This is a genomic window from Lacimicrobium sp. SS2-24, assembly GCF_002201535.1.
Classification (GTDB): Bacteria; Pseudomonadota; Gammaproteobacteria; order Enterobacterales; family Alteromonadaceae; genus Lacimicrobium.
Genome location: NZ_NIWW01000005.1, coordinates 38,090 through 52,914, shown reverse-complemented (window position 1 = coordinate 52,914; position 14,825 = coordinate 38,090). Strand labels below are relative to the sequence as shown.

The 14,825-nt window shown below is 51.5% G+C and carries 12 protein-coding genes and 1 pseudogene; 4 read left to right on the top strand and 9 right to left on the bottom strand.

Annotated features, from left to right (window positions below; translation table 11 throughout):
• Positions 1-2 precede the first annotated feature (2 nt).
• Both CCY32_RS10015 and CCY32_RS10010 read left to right on the top strand, forming a co-directional pair.
• Positions 3-575 carry a GNAT family N-acetyltransferase gene (locus CCY32_RS10015; protein WP_088330491.1) on the top strand — a complete coding sequence of 191 codons (573 nt, stop codon included), beginning with the start codon at positions 3-5 and terminating at the stop codon, positions 573-575.
• 17 nt (positions 576-592) lie between these two features.
• Positions 593-1,942: an FAD-binding oxidoreductase gene (locus CCY32_RS10010; RefSeq protein WP_088330665.1), complete on the top strand. Its 1,350-nt coding sequence runs from the start codon at positions 593-595 to the stop codon at positions 1,940-1,942.
• Between the two features lie 88 nt (positions 1,943-2,030).
• On the opposite strand, the gene tyrS is transcribed toward CCY32_RS10010, so the two are convergent.
• Positions 2,031-3,230, bottom strand: a complete 1,200-nt coding sequence (gene tyrS / locus CCY32_RS10005; RefSeq protein ID WP_088330490.1) for a tyrosine--tRNA ligase — start codon at positions 3,228-3,230, stop codon at positions 2,031-2,033.
• Between the two features lie 244 nt (positions 3,231-3,474).
• Here tyrS and CCY32_RS10000 point away from each other — a divergent pair, with 244 nt between their 5' ends.
• Both CCY32_RS10000 and CCY32_RS09995 read left to right on the top strand, forming a co-directional pair.
• Entirely contained in the window at positions 3,475-4,767 is a 1,293-nt protein-coding gene (locus CCY32_RS10000) for a peptidoglycan DD-metalloendopeptidase family protein (protein ID WP_088330489.1), read from the top strand.
• A gap of 17 nt (positions 4,768-4,784) precedes the next feature.
• Positions 4,785-5,264, top strand: coding sequence for an Lrp/AsnC family transcriptional regulator (locus tag CCY32_RS09995; protein ID WP_088330488.1), 480 nt, complete (start codon positions 4,785-4,787; stop codon positions 5,262-5,264).
• On the opposite strand, the gene CCY32_RS09990 is transcribed toward CCY32_RS09995, so the two are convergent.
• The 8 genes and pseudogenes from CCY32_RS09990 to erpA form a co-directional block, all read right to left on the bottom strand.
• Entirely contained in the window at positions 5,250-5,669 is a 420-nt protein-coding gene (locus tag CCY32_RS09990) for an SRPBCC domain-containing protein (protein WP_168171485.1), read from the bottom strand. The genes CCY32_RS09995 and CCY32_RS09990 overlap by 15 nt on opposite strands.
• 181 nt (positions 5,670-5,850) lie before the next feature.
• The gene (locus CCY32_RS09985; protein WP_088330486.1) at positions 5,851-7,644 is read right to left on the bottom strand and encodes a PLP-dependent transferase; all 1,794 of its coding nucleotides are present in this window, start codon (positions 7,642-7,644) and stop codon (positions 5,851-5,853) included.
• 217 nt (positions 7,645-7,861) lie between these two features.
• Complete coding sequence (locus CCY32_RS09980; RefSeq protein WP_088330664.1) at positions 7,862-9,691, bottom strand: S8 family serine peptidase; 1,830 nt, start codon at positions 9,689-9,691, stop codon at positions 7,862-7,864.
• Between the two features lie 482 nt (positions 9,692-10,173).
• Positions 10,174-10,416, bottom strand: coding sequence for a PPC domain-containing protein (locus CCY32_RS17355; RefSeq protein ID WP_281492512.1), 243 nt, complete (start codon positions 10,414-10,416; stop codon positions 10,174-10,176).
• Between the two features lie 153 nt (positions 10,417-10,569).
• Positions 10,570-12,411: pseudogene (locus tag CCY32_RS09975) on the bottom strand (S8 family serine peptidase); the annotation flags it as partial.
• Between the two features lie 259 nt (positions 12,412-12,670).
• Positions 12,671-13,843 carry an aspartyl/asparaginyl beta-hydroxylase domain-containing protein gene (locus tag CCY32_RS09970; protein WP_088330484.1) on the bottom strand — a complete coding sequence of 391 codons (1,173 nt, stop codon included), beginning with the start codon at positions 13,841-13,843 and terminating at the stop codon, positions 12,671-12,673.
• A gap of 11 nt (positions 13,844-13,854) precedes the next feature.
• Entirely contained in the window at positions 13,855-14,436 is a 582-nt protein-coding gene (locus tag CCY32_RS09965) for a glutathione S-transferase family protein (protein WP_088330483.1), read from the bottom strand.
• A gap of 27 nt (positions 14,437-14,463) precedes the next feature.
• Entirely contained in the window at positions 14,464-14,808 is a 345-nt protein-coding gene (gene erpA, locus CCY32_RS09960; RefSeq protein WP_088330482.1) for an iron-sulfur cluster insertion protein ErpA, read from the bottom strand.
• Between the last annotated feature and the right edge of the window lie 17 nt (positions 14,809-14,825).

The window sequence follows — 14,825 nt, the reverse complement described above, 5'->3', positions numbered from 1 at the left end:
TAATGAAGCATATTGAATATCAGGAATTGCTCCCCGAGCATTTTGAGCGTCTACTGATGCTCGCCAACAGGGTTCATGGTGATAACTACATGGATGAGCCTACGCTGCAAGCATACTGGCAAGCGGGGTTTTCCAACAAGATCAATGCCAGCTGGGTGGCGCTGGATGGCGACAAACTGGTGGGCTTTCGACTGACACTGGCAGCAAAAAACTGGCAGGCCGATAAGTGGTGCTCGCCGCAGCTATGGCTGCTTCCTGAAGATCAGGTTTGCTATTTTAAATGCAACACGGTAGATGAGGATTATCGGGCCTATGGTATTGGCTCAAAAATGCTCCAGCTGTCTGTGGAAAATGCAAAAAAACAGGGAGCCCGTGGGGGCCTGGCCCATATCTGGATGGCCAGCCCCGGCAACAGCGCCTATAAGTACTTTTCCAAATGCGGTGGCGAGCTGGTTAAGGAGCACCCCGGTAAATGGCTGGAGAACGTCATCAATGATGGCTATGACTGCCCCGTTTGTGACACCGGCTGCGATTGTGTTGCCGCCGAAATGTTATTGCGATTCGAGCCGGCCTGATGTCTGCCGGCTCTGGTATGTATGATCCCCTCGTAGCGTCCTCGCCCGGCCAGGGGGAAGCCTACCCACAAAGTTACTGGGCCGCCAACGTTACGCCTCCCGCCCCGACTCAGCTTAAGAGCCATATTGATACACCGGTCGCCATTATAGGTGGGGGTTACACAGGGCTATCCTGTGCCTACCACCTGGCGAAAACACATCAGATCCCCTCGGTTGTCCTGGAAGCGAACCAGCTGGCCTGGGGCTGCAGCGGCCGCAACGCCGGTTTTGTCCTTAATGGTACGGGCAGACTGTCACTGCCCCAGATTGAGCAGAAGTGGGGCGCGGACACCGCGCGCCGTGTCTATGCTGAATACCGCCAGGGTATTGAAACCGTGGATGAACTCATCTCTGCAGGCGGGATTGCCTGTGACAAAACCCCTGGCGGCTACCTTAAAGTGGCTCATAAAGCCTCACTGACAGAAGGGCTTGTCTCGCAAGCGGAGCATTTACAGCGACACTATCAGGATCCGGTCGAGATCATTGATGCCAGCGCGCTGCAACAGCATTACCTGCGCAGCACTGAAGCCCATGGCGCACTGCTTTTCCCCTACTGCTTTGGTATTCACCCGTTAAAGCTGGCGCTTGGCTATGCAACGCTCGCCCAACATCAGGGCGCGGCCGTGCACTCTCACTCTCCGGTAACGAACTGGCAACGTCACGGCGACAAACACTGGCTTAGCACGCCCACAGGAACCGTCAGCGCCGACAAAGTGGTCATTGCCACCAACGGCTATACGCCAGCCACATTTCACCCGCTGGTAGACAACCGTCATTTCCCGGTATTGTCCAGTGTCATCGTGACCCCACCACTGAGTCGTCAGCAACTGGATGATTGCGGCTTAAAGCCGGGACTCATGGTGATGGATACGCGGGCGCTTAAATATTACTACCGGCTATTGCCTGACAACCGCATTCTGTTTGGGGGCAGAGGCGCCATTCGTGGCAAAGACGCCAACCATCCTATCTACCGGCAACGGTTACTTAACGCGCTGGCCCAGAGCTTTCCTGCACTTAAAGGCATTGACGCAGCATACTTCTGGAGCGGTTGGGTCAGTGTGTCGCTGGATGATTATCCGCGTATCTGTCAGGCAGACACTCAGGGAACGGTGTTCTACAGCATGGGATATTGTGGCTCAGGCGTGTCGTTTTCCACCCAGGCCGGCAAACGCCTTGCCCAGCGCGTCGCGGGTGACACCAGCCTGCCAGACTTACCCTTTATGCAAACAGCCTTGCCGCGCTTTCCCTTAGCCAGGGCCAGACGACTGGGACTGTGGGCGTTTTATCACTGGGGGCGGTTCAAGGACAGCTGCAGCCTGCTTCGCTAAACGGCACTCACAGCTGTTGTTGTGCTGCAATGCGACACTAGCGGTGTCACACACCAGCGGCCTGAGACAGGCCGCAGAGCGGGGCCCGTTACGCCAATGTCACGCGGGCAAATTTTCGCTTACCCACCTGATAGACTGCCTGACCTTTTTCGGTCAGTACCAAACGGGTATCCGTCACCTTGTCACCGTCTATTTTCACCGCACTTTGCTTGATCATGCGCACGGCTTCCGAGGTTGAGCTGACCAGGTTAGCCTGCTTGAGCAAATTGCCAATGGCAACGCCTTCAGCATTGAGGGTAATCTCAATTTCGGGCATTTCATCGGGCATGGCGTTCTTAGAAAAGCGCTTGGTAAAATCGGCGTGAGCAGCCTCTGCAGCATTTTGGTCATGAAAGCGCTCGATGATCTCTTTTGCCAGCTCAATTTTGATGTCTCTGGGGTTCGCCCCATCTGCCACACGTTGTTTAAGCGCAGCGATGTCTTCCAGGGCCCGGAAGCTCAGCAAGTCATAATAACGCCACATCAATTCATCGGAAATCGACATGATTTTTCCGAACATTTCTGTGGGGCTGTCAGTAATGCCGATATAGTTGCCCAAAGACTTTGACATCTTCTGCACACCATCGAGTCCTTCCAGCAACGGCATCATCAGCACCGTCTGTGGTGATTGGCCTTCGTCTTTTTGCAGCTCCCGTCCCATCAGCAGGTTAAAACGCTGATCGGTTCCACCCAGCTCCACATCGGCTTGCAGGGCAACGGAGTCCCACCCTTGCACTAGTGGATAAAGAAATTCATGAATGGCAATCGGTTGACCCGAACTGTAGCGCTTTTTGAAATCATCGCGCTCCAGCATACGTGCAACAGTCTGACGGGCAGCGAGTTTAATCATACCGGCGGCCCCCACTTCATTCATCCACTCAGAATTGAAGCGAATCTGCGTTTTCTCGGGATCAAGAATCTTAAAAACCTGTTGTTTATAGGTTTCCGCATTGGCCAACACTTCTTCCTGCGTCAACGGCTTACGGGTCACATTTTTGCCGGTGGGATCACCAATCAGGCCGGTAAAGTCGCCGATCAAAAAGATCACTTCATGGCCGAGCTGCTGAAACGCACGCAGTTTATTGATGAGGACTGTATGACCCAAATGCAGATCTGGCGCCGTCGGATCAAACCCCGCTTTGATGCGTAAAGGCTTACCCTGCTTAAGTTTTTCTGCCAGTTCATCCTCGATCAGGATTTCTTCTGCTCCTCGCCTGATTTCTGCCAGTGCACTTTGCCAGTCATTCATCTGTATTTCTCTTTACTGCCGCTGTGAAAATAAGTCGGCCATTCTAACCTCTCCCCCCGTGACACACAATTTATGATCTCGGCCTGACAACCGCCTAAATCCATACCTATGTCAGCAGGTGGGAGTAGAAATTCACTCAAGAAGCAGATATTCTGCATAAACAAGACGATGCAGAACTAATGTTCTGAAATTGAGTCTGATAAAGAGTTGTTGTTGTTCGCTGTTTTCTGAGAGGTTGCTGTAGGTGGTAAAACAAACCATAAAACAACTGCCAAAACCCCATAAGCTGTTGATTATATCATTGGCACTTATTGCGGTAGTGCTGTTCATTTTTCCTTCAGAGCCCGCCAGTGCATCCCGTCACACTGCTGAACTGGAGCCAGGCAAGCGTTATCCACTTGAACTTGAACTTGAATCAGAACAGGCCAGTCTGGATCTGAAGGACAATGAAGAGCCAGCCTGGCAAAAGTATGAAGTAAAGCGCGGTGATAATCTGGCACGGATCTTCGACCGCGCCGGCCTGACGCCTCAGGAAACCTATCAGGTAAGTCGCGCAGGCGATGCAGCCAAGCGTCTGTTAAAAATGATGCCGGGTGACCAATTGCAACTGGCAACAGATGAGCAAGGCCGCTTTCTGGCGCTACAGTACGCCTATTCCCCCATTGAGTCCTTGCGTATTGAAAAGACCGGCGACAATGACATCACTAGCCGCATCGAGTCCCGGCAGGTAGATACCCGCCTGGGTTATGCAAGCGGCACTATTAATACCAGCTTCTGGCACGCTGGCGTCGCCGCCGGTATGAGTGAAGGGCAAATAATGAATCTGGCCGGCATCTTCGGCTGGGACATCGATTTTGCCCTGGAACTGCGCGCCGGAGACAGTTTTAACCTGGTTTATGAAGAAGAATATGTGGATGGTGAATTTATCGGCCAGGGCCGCATTTTGGCCGCCGAATTTACTAATCGTGGCGAAACCTTCAGGGCCATACGCTATGACGATGGCAACTACTACACCCCAGAGGGGCGCAGTATGCGTAAAAGCTTTTTACGCGCGCCGGTGAACTTTAAGTACATCAGCTCCAGCTTCAATCCTCGTCGCCTGCACCCGGTATTAAAGAGTGTCAGGCCACATAATGGTATCGATTATGCCGCCAGCACCGGAACACCCGTGATGGCCGCCGGTGACGGCAAGGTGATCGCAGCATCCTACAATCGCTATAACGGCAATTATGTGTTTATTCAGCACGGCGAGAAATACACCACCAAATACCTGCATTTCTCAAAGCGGGCGGTGAAAAAAGGCCAAAGCGTCAAGCAAGGCCAGGTGATAGGTTACGTCGGTTCCACCGGGCTGGCATCGGGCCCCCACCTGCATTACGAGTTTTTGGTTAATGGCACACACCGCAATCCGCGTACCGTGGAACTGCCGAAAGCCGAGCCGATTGCCAGCAGTGAAAAGTCTAAATTTGCGGCCATTGCCGAAGAGTATATGGGCTATTTAAATACCAACCGACGTATTATGTTGGCAATGAATTAATCGTTAAGGAAACGGCCATGCGCGCGCTGGATAACACGGACCTGCAAATTCTGGCGAATTTGTTTAAAGATGCCAGGGTATCAAATAAAGATCTGGCAAAAATGGTCGGCCTCGCGCCCTCTTCATGCCTTGAGAGGGTCAAGCGCCTGCAACACGAAGGCGTCATTCAGGGCAGCTCGCTCAAACTTAACATGAACGCGCTGGGCGCCCATATTCAGGCGATGATTGCTGTGCGCCTGTCAGACCATAACAGAGAGACCTTTGAGCGCTTTATGGAAGCGGTACAACATGTGCCGGAAGTGCTCAGCCTGTATCACCTTGGCGGTGAAAACGATCTACTCATTCATGTTACGGTGGTCGATACCCGTCATTTACGTGACTTTGTGTTTAATACCATCACCTCTAGGCAGGAAGTCAGCCATGTGGAGACTGCACTGGTATATGACTATCGCCAGAGTGACAGCATGCCGCGGTTTAACGCCTCAAAGGGTGAGTAAGGACAGTTTCTCAAGACTGGCAATCCAGTGTTCCTGATAGTGCTGCTGCATCCCACTGTCGGTTAAGTCACTGTGTATCAGAGTCAGCGATGACGTGGCGTCGTTAAGCTTATCAAACAACAGTGTCACTTTGGTTAGCGGCGGTTGCTCGTTAAGCTGCCAGGTAAACTCCAGTAACTTGTTTTCATCAATTTGCAGGTACTCACCGGTGATTTGATATTGCTGATACTGAGCATCCTGCATCATTATCCGGTACTTCCCCCCCACACTGAAGTTAGACATGGCCTGGGTCAGCGTCATATCACCGGGAGCAAACCACTGCAATAGCAACTCGGGTTTGTACCATGCTTCAAACAGGGCTTCGACCGGGGCATCGAATTTAATTTCCAGCTTAACGTCATGCATCAGATTACTCCTGGTTTTACTGTGCTTATCAGAACAACCGCTGCCTTCCCCGTCAAGATACACCCCTGTTCTTACCATACAGGAGCGTACGCTTGTTGACTCAGACCAGAACAGCGTTCGCCCCTGTATCGGCATCCTGACCGATTCCCTGAGTTCAGAAAGCTGCCTGGCTCTGAAGCGCTTATTGGGCCAGTAAATCTACCATGCTGGCACTGGACCCATAGTGCTGACGGCATACCTCGGTGCTAATCTGCAAGTACAATGCGTCGATCTCCGTGGCATCCATAAACTTATCGCTGAACCCCGGACGCACCGGGTCGATATGCATTCTGGCCGAATGAATAAAATGGGCAATCAGCTCTTTTATGCTTTCCGTGCCCACGGCAATACGCATGGTCGTCAGGTAGATCCCCGCGGCGTGCTGATCTTTTTCTGACAATTCTGAGTGAGAGGTCAGTGCCGGGCAGAGAATAATGGTGTTATTCTGGCCAATCGATACCTGATGACTGAAGCCGGGCTCCAGTGCATCGAAAAAGCGCACGAAGGTATCTCTGTCCAGCGCAGCACTTTCCATATCTACGGTAAACAGTGCACAGGGCCAGCCATGGCGGTGCTGCTTCTCACGCAGACCGGCATTAACATGATCAGGCAATGCGTGACTGTTGACCCTGAAATCAGGATGCGCACCCAAAACCCGTGTCAGAACTTGCGTATTGATGACTTTGTTCATCACCCGCTGCTCAAGGGTTTTCATACCATTGAGTACGTCAAAGGCTTTCTCCGAATCAAGAAACGCACCTTTAATGTAAAACACGTCCCAAAACATCGTCTTAGACCAGTCAAAACCGTTGACCGAGTCGCCTTTGGGCTGGAACATCCGGTAAGTTTCACCGATCACAACCCCGGCGGTCGTTGCTCCACTGCCGCAGATATCCTTGGTATAACTGTGAATGATGTAATCAGGGCGCTCCGCCTTATCTTCCCGCTGCAAAGGCTGACTTAAAATCGGGGTGGCGAGGGTGGCATCCAGCATGACCAGGTGTTCGCCTTCATGGGCAACACGGCAAATACCGGGCACATCCAGCACATAACCATGGGGGTTGCACGGAGATTCCAGATAAACGTGTAACTGCTTACCACTGTCCAGGCGTGACTGATGACGCTGCTTCACTTGTGCCATAAAATCGCGGAAGCTCTGCTCATCATAACCATCAAACCATTCCAACTGAATGTCCATTCGATTGCTACGTGCAAAATAATCCTGCAATAACTGGAACACCCCGCCATAGACATTGCGCGAGACAACCAGAACATCGCCATGACTGAGTACATTGGAGAGCACACCGTCAATGGCTGCCATTCCTGAGTTGTAGTTCCAGGCCAGATAGTCTGCGGAGTATTTGCCAGCTTCCAAATCGACAATGGCGTTAGCCAGTGATATGGCAGTGGGATTCAGCAACCGCGAATAGATTTGATGGGTAAACTCCTTGCCCTGAAACGCATCATCTATCCATTCTGTGCAGGCATAAACATAGGTTGCTGTGCGAACAATAACCGGTGTTGCCGAAAACAGTGCCGTCACATTATCAAACAACGGATAGTGACTTTTCACCAGATGCGATCCCTGCTGTTTGTGCAAACTCTGATGCACTGCTCTGAACGGGTTCTGTAGCGTATCTAATATTTTAGCCAGCTGAAATGAAAGGAACTTTTTGGCGTTGAAGCGGGCTATCTTGTCTTCATGGCTAAGGCTATTCAGGGTTTTCGTGGTGACGGCCCACAGTTGACTCACATCTACCTGCGCCTGATACAAATGCAGTGCTGCATCATAAAGCGCCTGACCATATTCGCTCTGGCTATCGATGCCAAAGTGCTTAAGCTGCTCTGCAGCCAGTGCTTCCATGGTGGTGGATTCGGTGGTGTTACGACGTGGCGAAAGAATTTTCGCCTGCTCAATCTGCTCTTTTGTATGCATAGCTGTTTTCCGCACATTTAAAGTTATCCGACATGCTATACCGAATATAATTCCTATTTAAGAGTTAACTTTCGATTTTAATTAACATCACAGCAAACTTTTCTTTACTTAGTTGGGATACCATTGCTGCGATGGTCACCGCGCGCAGCCCGGCAAATGCCAAACTGCAGACATAAAAAAAGCGGGCCGAGGCCCGCTCCAGGGTCGTCACAGGGAGTTAGAAGACCACACTGATAGTCACAGAGCAGGTTGCAGTACCTGATTCGCAGACCTGATAGTCATATACACCACCGCCTTTATTGCCGGTTGCGTCAGTGTAACTGCCACTATTGGTCGTCGTTGCTACCAACGCACCATTGCGGAAGATATCCACATTGCTGCTGCTGGCTCCGGACCAGCTCAGGTCGACAATGTGGCTGCCTTTGACTTTATAACCATTGGCCGTTAATTCGAAACTGCCAGTGTCGCCGCCGTCGCCACCATCACCGCCGTCGCCACCATCGCCACCAGCGCAACCATTGGTGGTCAGGTAGTTGTGCGCATCCAGGGCGTTAACGATACCGTAACCAAAGAAATCATCTTTGCCAGCTGCTCCGGCATCCATGGCGGTGGCTTTTAAGGCTTCACGAATCTCGGTGCCACTGCACTGAGGATGGTTAGACCATACCAACGCTGCCATACCTGACACGGCCGGTGTGGCCATAGAGGTACCGCTCATATAACCATAATCACTGACTGAAATCGTGATCTCAGCCGTTGAGGCTGCCAGTAACGCCGAGCGATCTTCCTGAGCTGCGCCCACCGCCGGAATACTGGTGTCATTGGTATCACCGAGTGTTCCATACAACATTCCGGGCTCATTGTTGATAATAATGGCACCGACACCGCCAGAGTTTTCACAGTTTGCAACTTTGTCATAGAAGCTGATTGCGCCGCGGTCAATCATACAAACCTTACCACTGGCACCTGTATCGATGGCTTCAGCCGTACCCATAAAATAGTTAGGGGCATTAGCGTAACCATTGTTCTCCATTGCAGAAGTCGCATACGCGAGACCATCGGCACTCATGCTGGCAATGGACGCGCCTCCTGATGGATACGTAGAAAGGGTGTTCACTCCCCCTGCGGTGACTTCCACACAGATCGTTTCATCGGTGGTAGCGCGCTTTCCTCTGCCGCTACTGCAGCTGGGATATTGTGAAAAATCGGCAATATTGTTGTCAGCATCGTTAGCGCCGATCATCATCACCGAAGAATACCCGGCAGGATAGGAGCGCACACTGTTACCGTCGTTACCGGCAGCCGCGACCACCAGACCACCGGCGTCAGTAAATGCCTGGAACGCATTCTCTTCGGTGCTGTTGGCACCACCACCACCGAGGCTCATGCTGATAATCTCAGCGCCCGCCTGGCTACACTTATTCGCGGCATGGGCCAGATCTGAGGAGTATCCCCAGCCCGCATCGTTAAACACCTTAATGATGTGCAGCGGGTTACCCGGTGCCATCCCAATCACACCATAGGAATTATCGGCAGCGGCAATCGTACCGGCAACGTGAGTACCATGAGGGCCACCGTCACGGAACCAGTCGCCGGTGCCCGAGTCACTGTCACCGGTGATGCTGTTCCAGTCAAAGTCAGGATTATAACCACCGGTTTCACCGGTCTCACGGGCAATACCCGAGTCGATAACACAAACCTTTTTGGCATTGCTCATTTGCAGCGCCACCTGGTTTGCCTGCGACTGATACACCGCATAAGGAGTCAGCTGCTCCATTTCCGGGTTGCCCGGATCATCATTGTACAGCGCCATGGGTTTGCGCAGCTGATCCTCTTCAATTAATTTCACGTGAGGGTTATTGAGTACCCCTTTGACCTCATCCAGACTTTTACCGGCAAAGGTCACGGCAATAAAGCCATCGGAGTCCACTTCGATGTTACCACCGAGCTGCTTACTCAGGGCCTTGACGATGCCTTTACCGTTATTATCTACCTGAATAATATAGCGATCATTGGCTGCCTGCGCGGAGGCACTGCCCAGTGCCATCAGGGTGGCGGCGACGACGGGTTTTAAAATTCTTGTTTTCACTTCTACTACCTTCAACATTTATTATAGGAATGCACTTAGTTCAGAATATTTTATTTTTATTGTATTTAATTCTGAATAAGACCTTTAAGCCGACTATAAATCGACCAAGTACAAACCAATCTAAATGTAACAGGATGTAATTTCAATCGCCTTTGACGATATTTTTTCTGTTCGAGTGGCGGTGAAATGACCTTTTATTGCGGTGAAATGCAGCTGCGCTGTGGGCTGTGGCCATCTGCAAGAGTCAGTAAAATTTATCTGCACAACTCAAAAAATCGTGTTGTTCTGTGTCTCTACAGAACATGAAGAATTGCAGGTAGCGGGTCTTTTGTTTTCTCATCCACAACATATAAAGCGGGCCGAAGCCCGCTTTTCTGTCACCTGGTAGGGAAGGTTCTAACTGATTCCTACCCGGTTACTTTGACACTATGCCTGTGATATCACTCATCAAAGCTTGCGGTCAGACTGACGCCGGAAAACGCCCGATAGCCGCGGATCATCAGGTAGTAGGTACCTTGTTGAGGGTTACTGAAGTCGCAACGTTCATTATTACCCGACTCATACGGACGACAATCATAATTAGATGTCGTGGGCTCAGCACCAAACCTGACGTACAGATCGGCATCGCCTGAGCCGCCACTCATAACAAAGCTCAGATTAGATGCTCCTGCCGGCACATTCATTTCCAGTATGGTCTCAGAACGTCTGGCGCCTGAGAGATCGCCGACGGTTTCACCGTTAGCCAATCCATCTCCGCTGCCACCCCCGGTACTGCCTTCGCTGTAGCTCGCCGTCAGACTTACACCGCTATAACTACTGTAAGCCTGGATCATCACGTGGTATGTGCCGGCCTGAGGGCTACTGAAATCACAGCGTTCACTGTTACCGGACTGATAGGGGCGACAATCATAGCTGGAAGTGGTGGGCGCGGAGCCGAATTTCACATAAAGATCCGCATCACCGCTTCCACCGTTCATGACAAAGCCCAGATCCGTTGCCCCTTCAGGCACCTCGATGGTAAAGAATGTCTCGGAGCCGGTCGCAGCGGAAAGATCACTGACCGTTTCACCGTTGTTAAGCCCGCCGGAGCCGGTATTACCGCCGTCGTCGCCGGAACCCGCACACCCGTTAGCAGTCAGATAATTATCGGCATCCAGTGCATTGACAATACCGTAGCCGAAATACTGATCTTTACCCTCCGTGCCGGCATCCATGGCGGTGGCTTTTAAGGCCTCACGAATCTCGGTGCCACTGCACTGAGGGTGGTTAGACCATACCAATGCAGCCATACCTGACACGGCCGGTGTGGCCATAGAGGTACCGCTCATATAACCATAATCACTGACTGAAAGATTGATCTCGGCGTTGCTGGCAGCCAGCAAGGCAGAACGATCTTCCTGCGCCGCACCCACTGCCGGGATACTGGTGTCATTGGCTGTGCCTAACGTTCCTTGCAGCACGCCGGCCTCGTTATTAATAATTACCGCGCCAATCCCGCCAGAGTTTTCACAATTGGACACTTTGTCATAGAAGCTGATATTGCCGCGATCGATCATACAAATTTTACCGTTAGCTGCGGCGTCAATCGATTCTGCGGTGCCCATAAAATAAGTTTCACCAGAGGCAAATCCGGAGTTTTCCATCGCCGAGGTTGGGTAAGAGGTGCCTTGTGCACTGAGGGTGGCAATGGATGTGCCGCCTGAGGGATAGGTGGACAGGGTATTGACCCCTCCTGCCGTCACTTCCACACAGGTTGTCTCATCACCTGATGCACAGCTGGGATATTGGGAAAAGTCAGCAATATTGTTATCGCCGTCATTCGCGCCAACCATCATCACCGAAGAATACCCGGCAGGATAGGAGCGCACACTGTTACCGTCGTTACCGGCTGCAGCAACCACCAGACCACCGGCGTCAGTAAAAGCCTGGAACGCATTTTCTTCTGTGCTGTTGGCAGCACCACCACCCAGGCTCATGCTGATAATCTCAGCACCCGCCTGGCTACACTTATTCGCCGCATGGGCCAGATCTGAGGAGTATCCCCAGCCCGCATCGTTAAACACCTTAATGATGTGCAGTGGGTTACCCGGTGCCATCCCAATCACACCGTAGGAGTTATCGGCAGCGGCAATCGTACCGGCAACGTGAGTACCATGAGGGCCACCGTCGCGGAACCAGTCGCCGGTGCCCGAGTCACTATCACCAGTGATGCTGCTCCAGTCAAAGTCAGGATTATAGCCACCGGTTTCACCGGTCTCACGGGCAATACCCGAGTCGATAACACAAACCTTTTTGGCATTGCTCATTTGCAGCGCCACCTGGTTTGCCTGCGACTGATACACCGCATAAGGGGTCAGCTGCTCCATTTCCGGGTTGCCCGGATCATCATTATACAGCGCCATGGGCTTGCGGATCTGATCCTCTTCAATTAATTTCACGTGAGGGTTATTGAGTACCCCTTTGACCTCATCCAGACTTTTACCGGCAAAGGTCACGGCAATAAAGCCATCAGAGTCCACTTCGATGTTACCACCGAGCTGTTTACTCAGGGCTTTGACGATCCCTTTACCGTTATTGTCTATGTGAATGATATAGCGATCGTTGGCCGCCTGTGCCGCGGTGGCACCCAGTGCCAGTAGCGTCGCAGCCACGACGGGGTTTAATGTTTTTACTTTCACTTTTTTACCTTCAACATCTCATTACAAAATGAATTAACTTCAGAAATATCACTTATTAATGTTTTTTATTCTGAAAATGACCACTTGAAACGGTTAAAATGCGATCAAGCGTCGGCCAATCTAAATGTAACAAAATGTATTTCAATCGCTTTTTGCGATAGTTTGAGGCGAGAAAAACGAAACATCGGGGGATGAATGAGGGCAAAGACCAATGGCATTGGGGGCAGCAGCGCCTTTGATAAGGCGCTGAAAAATTTACTTATTCCGCGCTTTGATATTCTTTTACCGACTCCAGCATCATGGTTACGAGGCGTCTTTCATCCTCACTCAACTCTGGCCGCCAGATATCAAATAACAGCACGATGCGCTCCTGGTCACTGTTGTTGCAGGCTTCATGTTCGATACTGTCATCAAAGATGAGGGTCTGGCCTTCCACCCACTCTCGCTGCTCGCTACCACAGCGCAATGCGCCACAGTTTTTGGGCACGATCAATGGCAAATGACAGATGAGACGTGTATTGAGCATACCATGATGCGGCGGGATACTAGTCTTCGCCGCCAGCCGCGAGAACAGCACAATAGGTGTCTGACTATTCACGTGCGGCAAAGGGACTTGCTCCATTGCCGCCATGGTGGATGGACAGGCACTGGCATTGTCTTCAACCACCTGACCGTATTCCCATAGGTACAAAGCGCCCCAATCCGGGTTGTTAATGATGTGCTTACCGGATTCGTTAATCTCCGGCATATCCGCATCAGACTGTAAATAGGGAGAAAAACGTTCGGGTGACTGCAATAACCCCTTGAGTTCTGTTCTGATGCTGTCTGTCTGCGCTTCCAGGCCTTCAATCCAGTCAAATTCCTCTCGCTCATAGAACTGACGCTGCGGCAGACCAGGAAAGTAGAATCGATTGGGCTGCTGGTGATAAATCTGTTTGCGCCCCAGACAAATGTCCAAAGATAAATTAAACCGGTCACTGGCGTCACCGGCCTGATAACCTTTCTCTTTAAGTTTACCGAGGAGGAAGTCGGCATACTCTGCGGAGAATTTATCCGCCAGGTGCTGTGCACGCTGTAGCCCTTTTTGAATGTCACCGGGTAGCGGTTCCTGAATATTGGCAGCCAGACTCAGTGCAGCCTCGAAAAACGGCAATGCCTTGCGACTCTGACCCGCGCTTTCCAGCTGTTCAGCTTTAAAGAGCAGCGCCCTGATGTTTCGGGGTTCCAACTTGAGACAGCGCTCTATCGCGGCCATGGCCGCTTCACTATCGCCCAGATTAGAGCAGCTGAACGCCAGCCCTAACCAGGCCTGCGCAGCCTGAGGAGCCTGTTGTACGACACTGTTGAACAAAGAGCGAGCTTCCTGAGAGCGGCCCTGTTGTAGCGCGGTAATAGCTTGTTGTAATTGTTGTGATGCTTGCGCCTGATTCATAATTCTTCCTGTCAGTCAGGGTTGCGTGGATTCGTGGTGGTGACTTCAATACGGTCGTTGTGGCGGGCCTGAAACTCAAGTAAGGCTGGCATGGCGGAGAGGTCATGCAACTCGCGAAACTCGATCCAGTCCACCAGACAATAGAGACAGATTTCCGGATACTGCCAGTGTCCGAACTCGCCTTCTTCCACCAGCCGGTTAAGATGTTCAAGGATGGTCTGAATACGTTCTTTCTGTAGCCTGAATATCAGCTTGCTGTCGTCCTCTTCAATCTCGGAGCGTTTGAGGATTAGCGATTGCACCAGCGCATCATTAGCCGAATCAATCAGGGTCAGCAGATTCTCTTGCTGCCAGTTCAGCGGGCGCTCAGCGTACTTATCACTGAGATAACGGAAGATCACCCGGGAGTCATAAATGACCTTACCCTCGTCATCAATCATGGGGATCTTTAGCGTCGGGTTCATCCTCGCCAGCAGTTCACGATCCGAGCCGGAGAAAATCTGCATGTTAATAAATTCATGCTCCACATTCGCCAGCCACAGCCGCAGACGCCTGACAAAAGGGGATGTGGTAGAGCCGTATAATTTTAACATTGTCGTTCTCCGTTGATTCGCCGGTTGTTACACGCTGAAGCTTGCACCACAGCCACAGGTGGTTGTGGCATTAGGATTATCAATCAGGAAACGACTGCCCTGCAATCCATCCTGATAATCGACTACACCACCGACCAGATATTGCAGACTCATGGGGTCCACCACCAGAGTGACATCATCTTTATCGATGGTGGTATCGCCCTCATTCACCTTTTCATCAAAAGTAAAACCATACTGAAACCCCGAGCACCCGCCACCGGTGACAAATACTCTGAGTTTAAGGTTCGGGTTTTCTTCTTCCGCCACCAGCTCTTTGACCTTGCGGGCCGCGGCATCAGAAAATTCTATCGGGCAGGCTGTTTGAACGGACATGATTACCTCAATCAATG

What these genes read in the sequence shown, in the direction of transcription:
- CCY32_RS10015 (WP_088330491.1), top strand. Translation starts at nt 3, where the DNA reads ATGAAGCATATTGAATATCAGGAATTGCTCCCCGAGCATTTTGAGCGT.
- CCY32_RS10010 (WP_088330665.1), top strand. Translation starts at nt 593, where the DNA reads ATGTATGATCCCCTCGTAGCGTCCTCGCCCGGCCAGGGGGAAGCCTAC.
- tyrS (WP_088330490.1), bottom strand. Translation starts at nt 3,230, where the DNA reads ATGAATGACTGGCAAAGTGCACTGGCAGAAATCAGGCGAGGAGCAGAA.
- CCY32_RS09995 (WP_088330488.1), top strand. Translation starts at nt 4,785, where the DNA reads ATGCGCGCGCTGGATAACACGGACCTGCAAATTCTGGCGAATTTGTTT.
- CCY32_RS09990 (WP_168171485.1), bottom strand. Translation starts at nt 5,669, where the DNA reads ATGCATGACGTTAAGCTGGAAATTAAATTCGATGCCCCGGTCGAAGCC.
- CCY32_RS09985 (WP_088330486.1), bottom strand. Translation starts at nt 7,644, where the DNA reads ATGCATACAAAAGAGCAGATTGAGCAGGCGAAAATTCTTTCGCCACGT.
- CCY32_RS09980 (WP_088330664.1), bottom strand. Translation starts at nt 9,691, where the DNA reads ATGGCACTGGGCAGTGCCTCCGCGCAGGCAGCCAATGATCGCTATATT.
- CCY32_RS17355 (WP_281492512.1), bottom strand. Translation starts at nt 10,416, where the DNA reads ATGAATGTGCCGGCAGGAGCATCTAATCTGAGCTTTGTTATGAGTGGC.
- CCY32_RS09970 (WP_088330484.1), bottom strand. Translation starts at nt 13,843, where the DNA reads ATGAATCAGGCGCAAGCATCACAACAATTACAACAAGCTATTACCGCG.
- CCY32_RS09965 (WP_088330483.1), bottom strand. Translation starts at nt 14,436, where the DNA reads ATGTTAAAATTATACGGCTCTACCACATCCCCTTTTGTCAGGCGTCTG.
- erpA (WP_088330482.1), bottom strand. Translation starts at nt 14,808, where the DNA reads ATGTCCGTTCAAACAGCCTGCCCGATAGAATTTTCTGATGCCGCGGCC.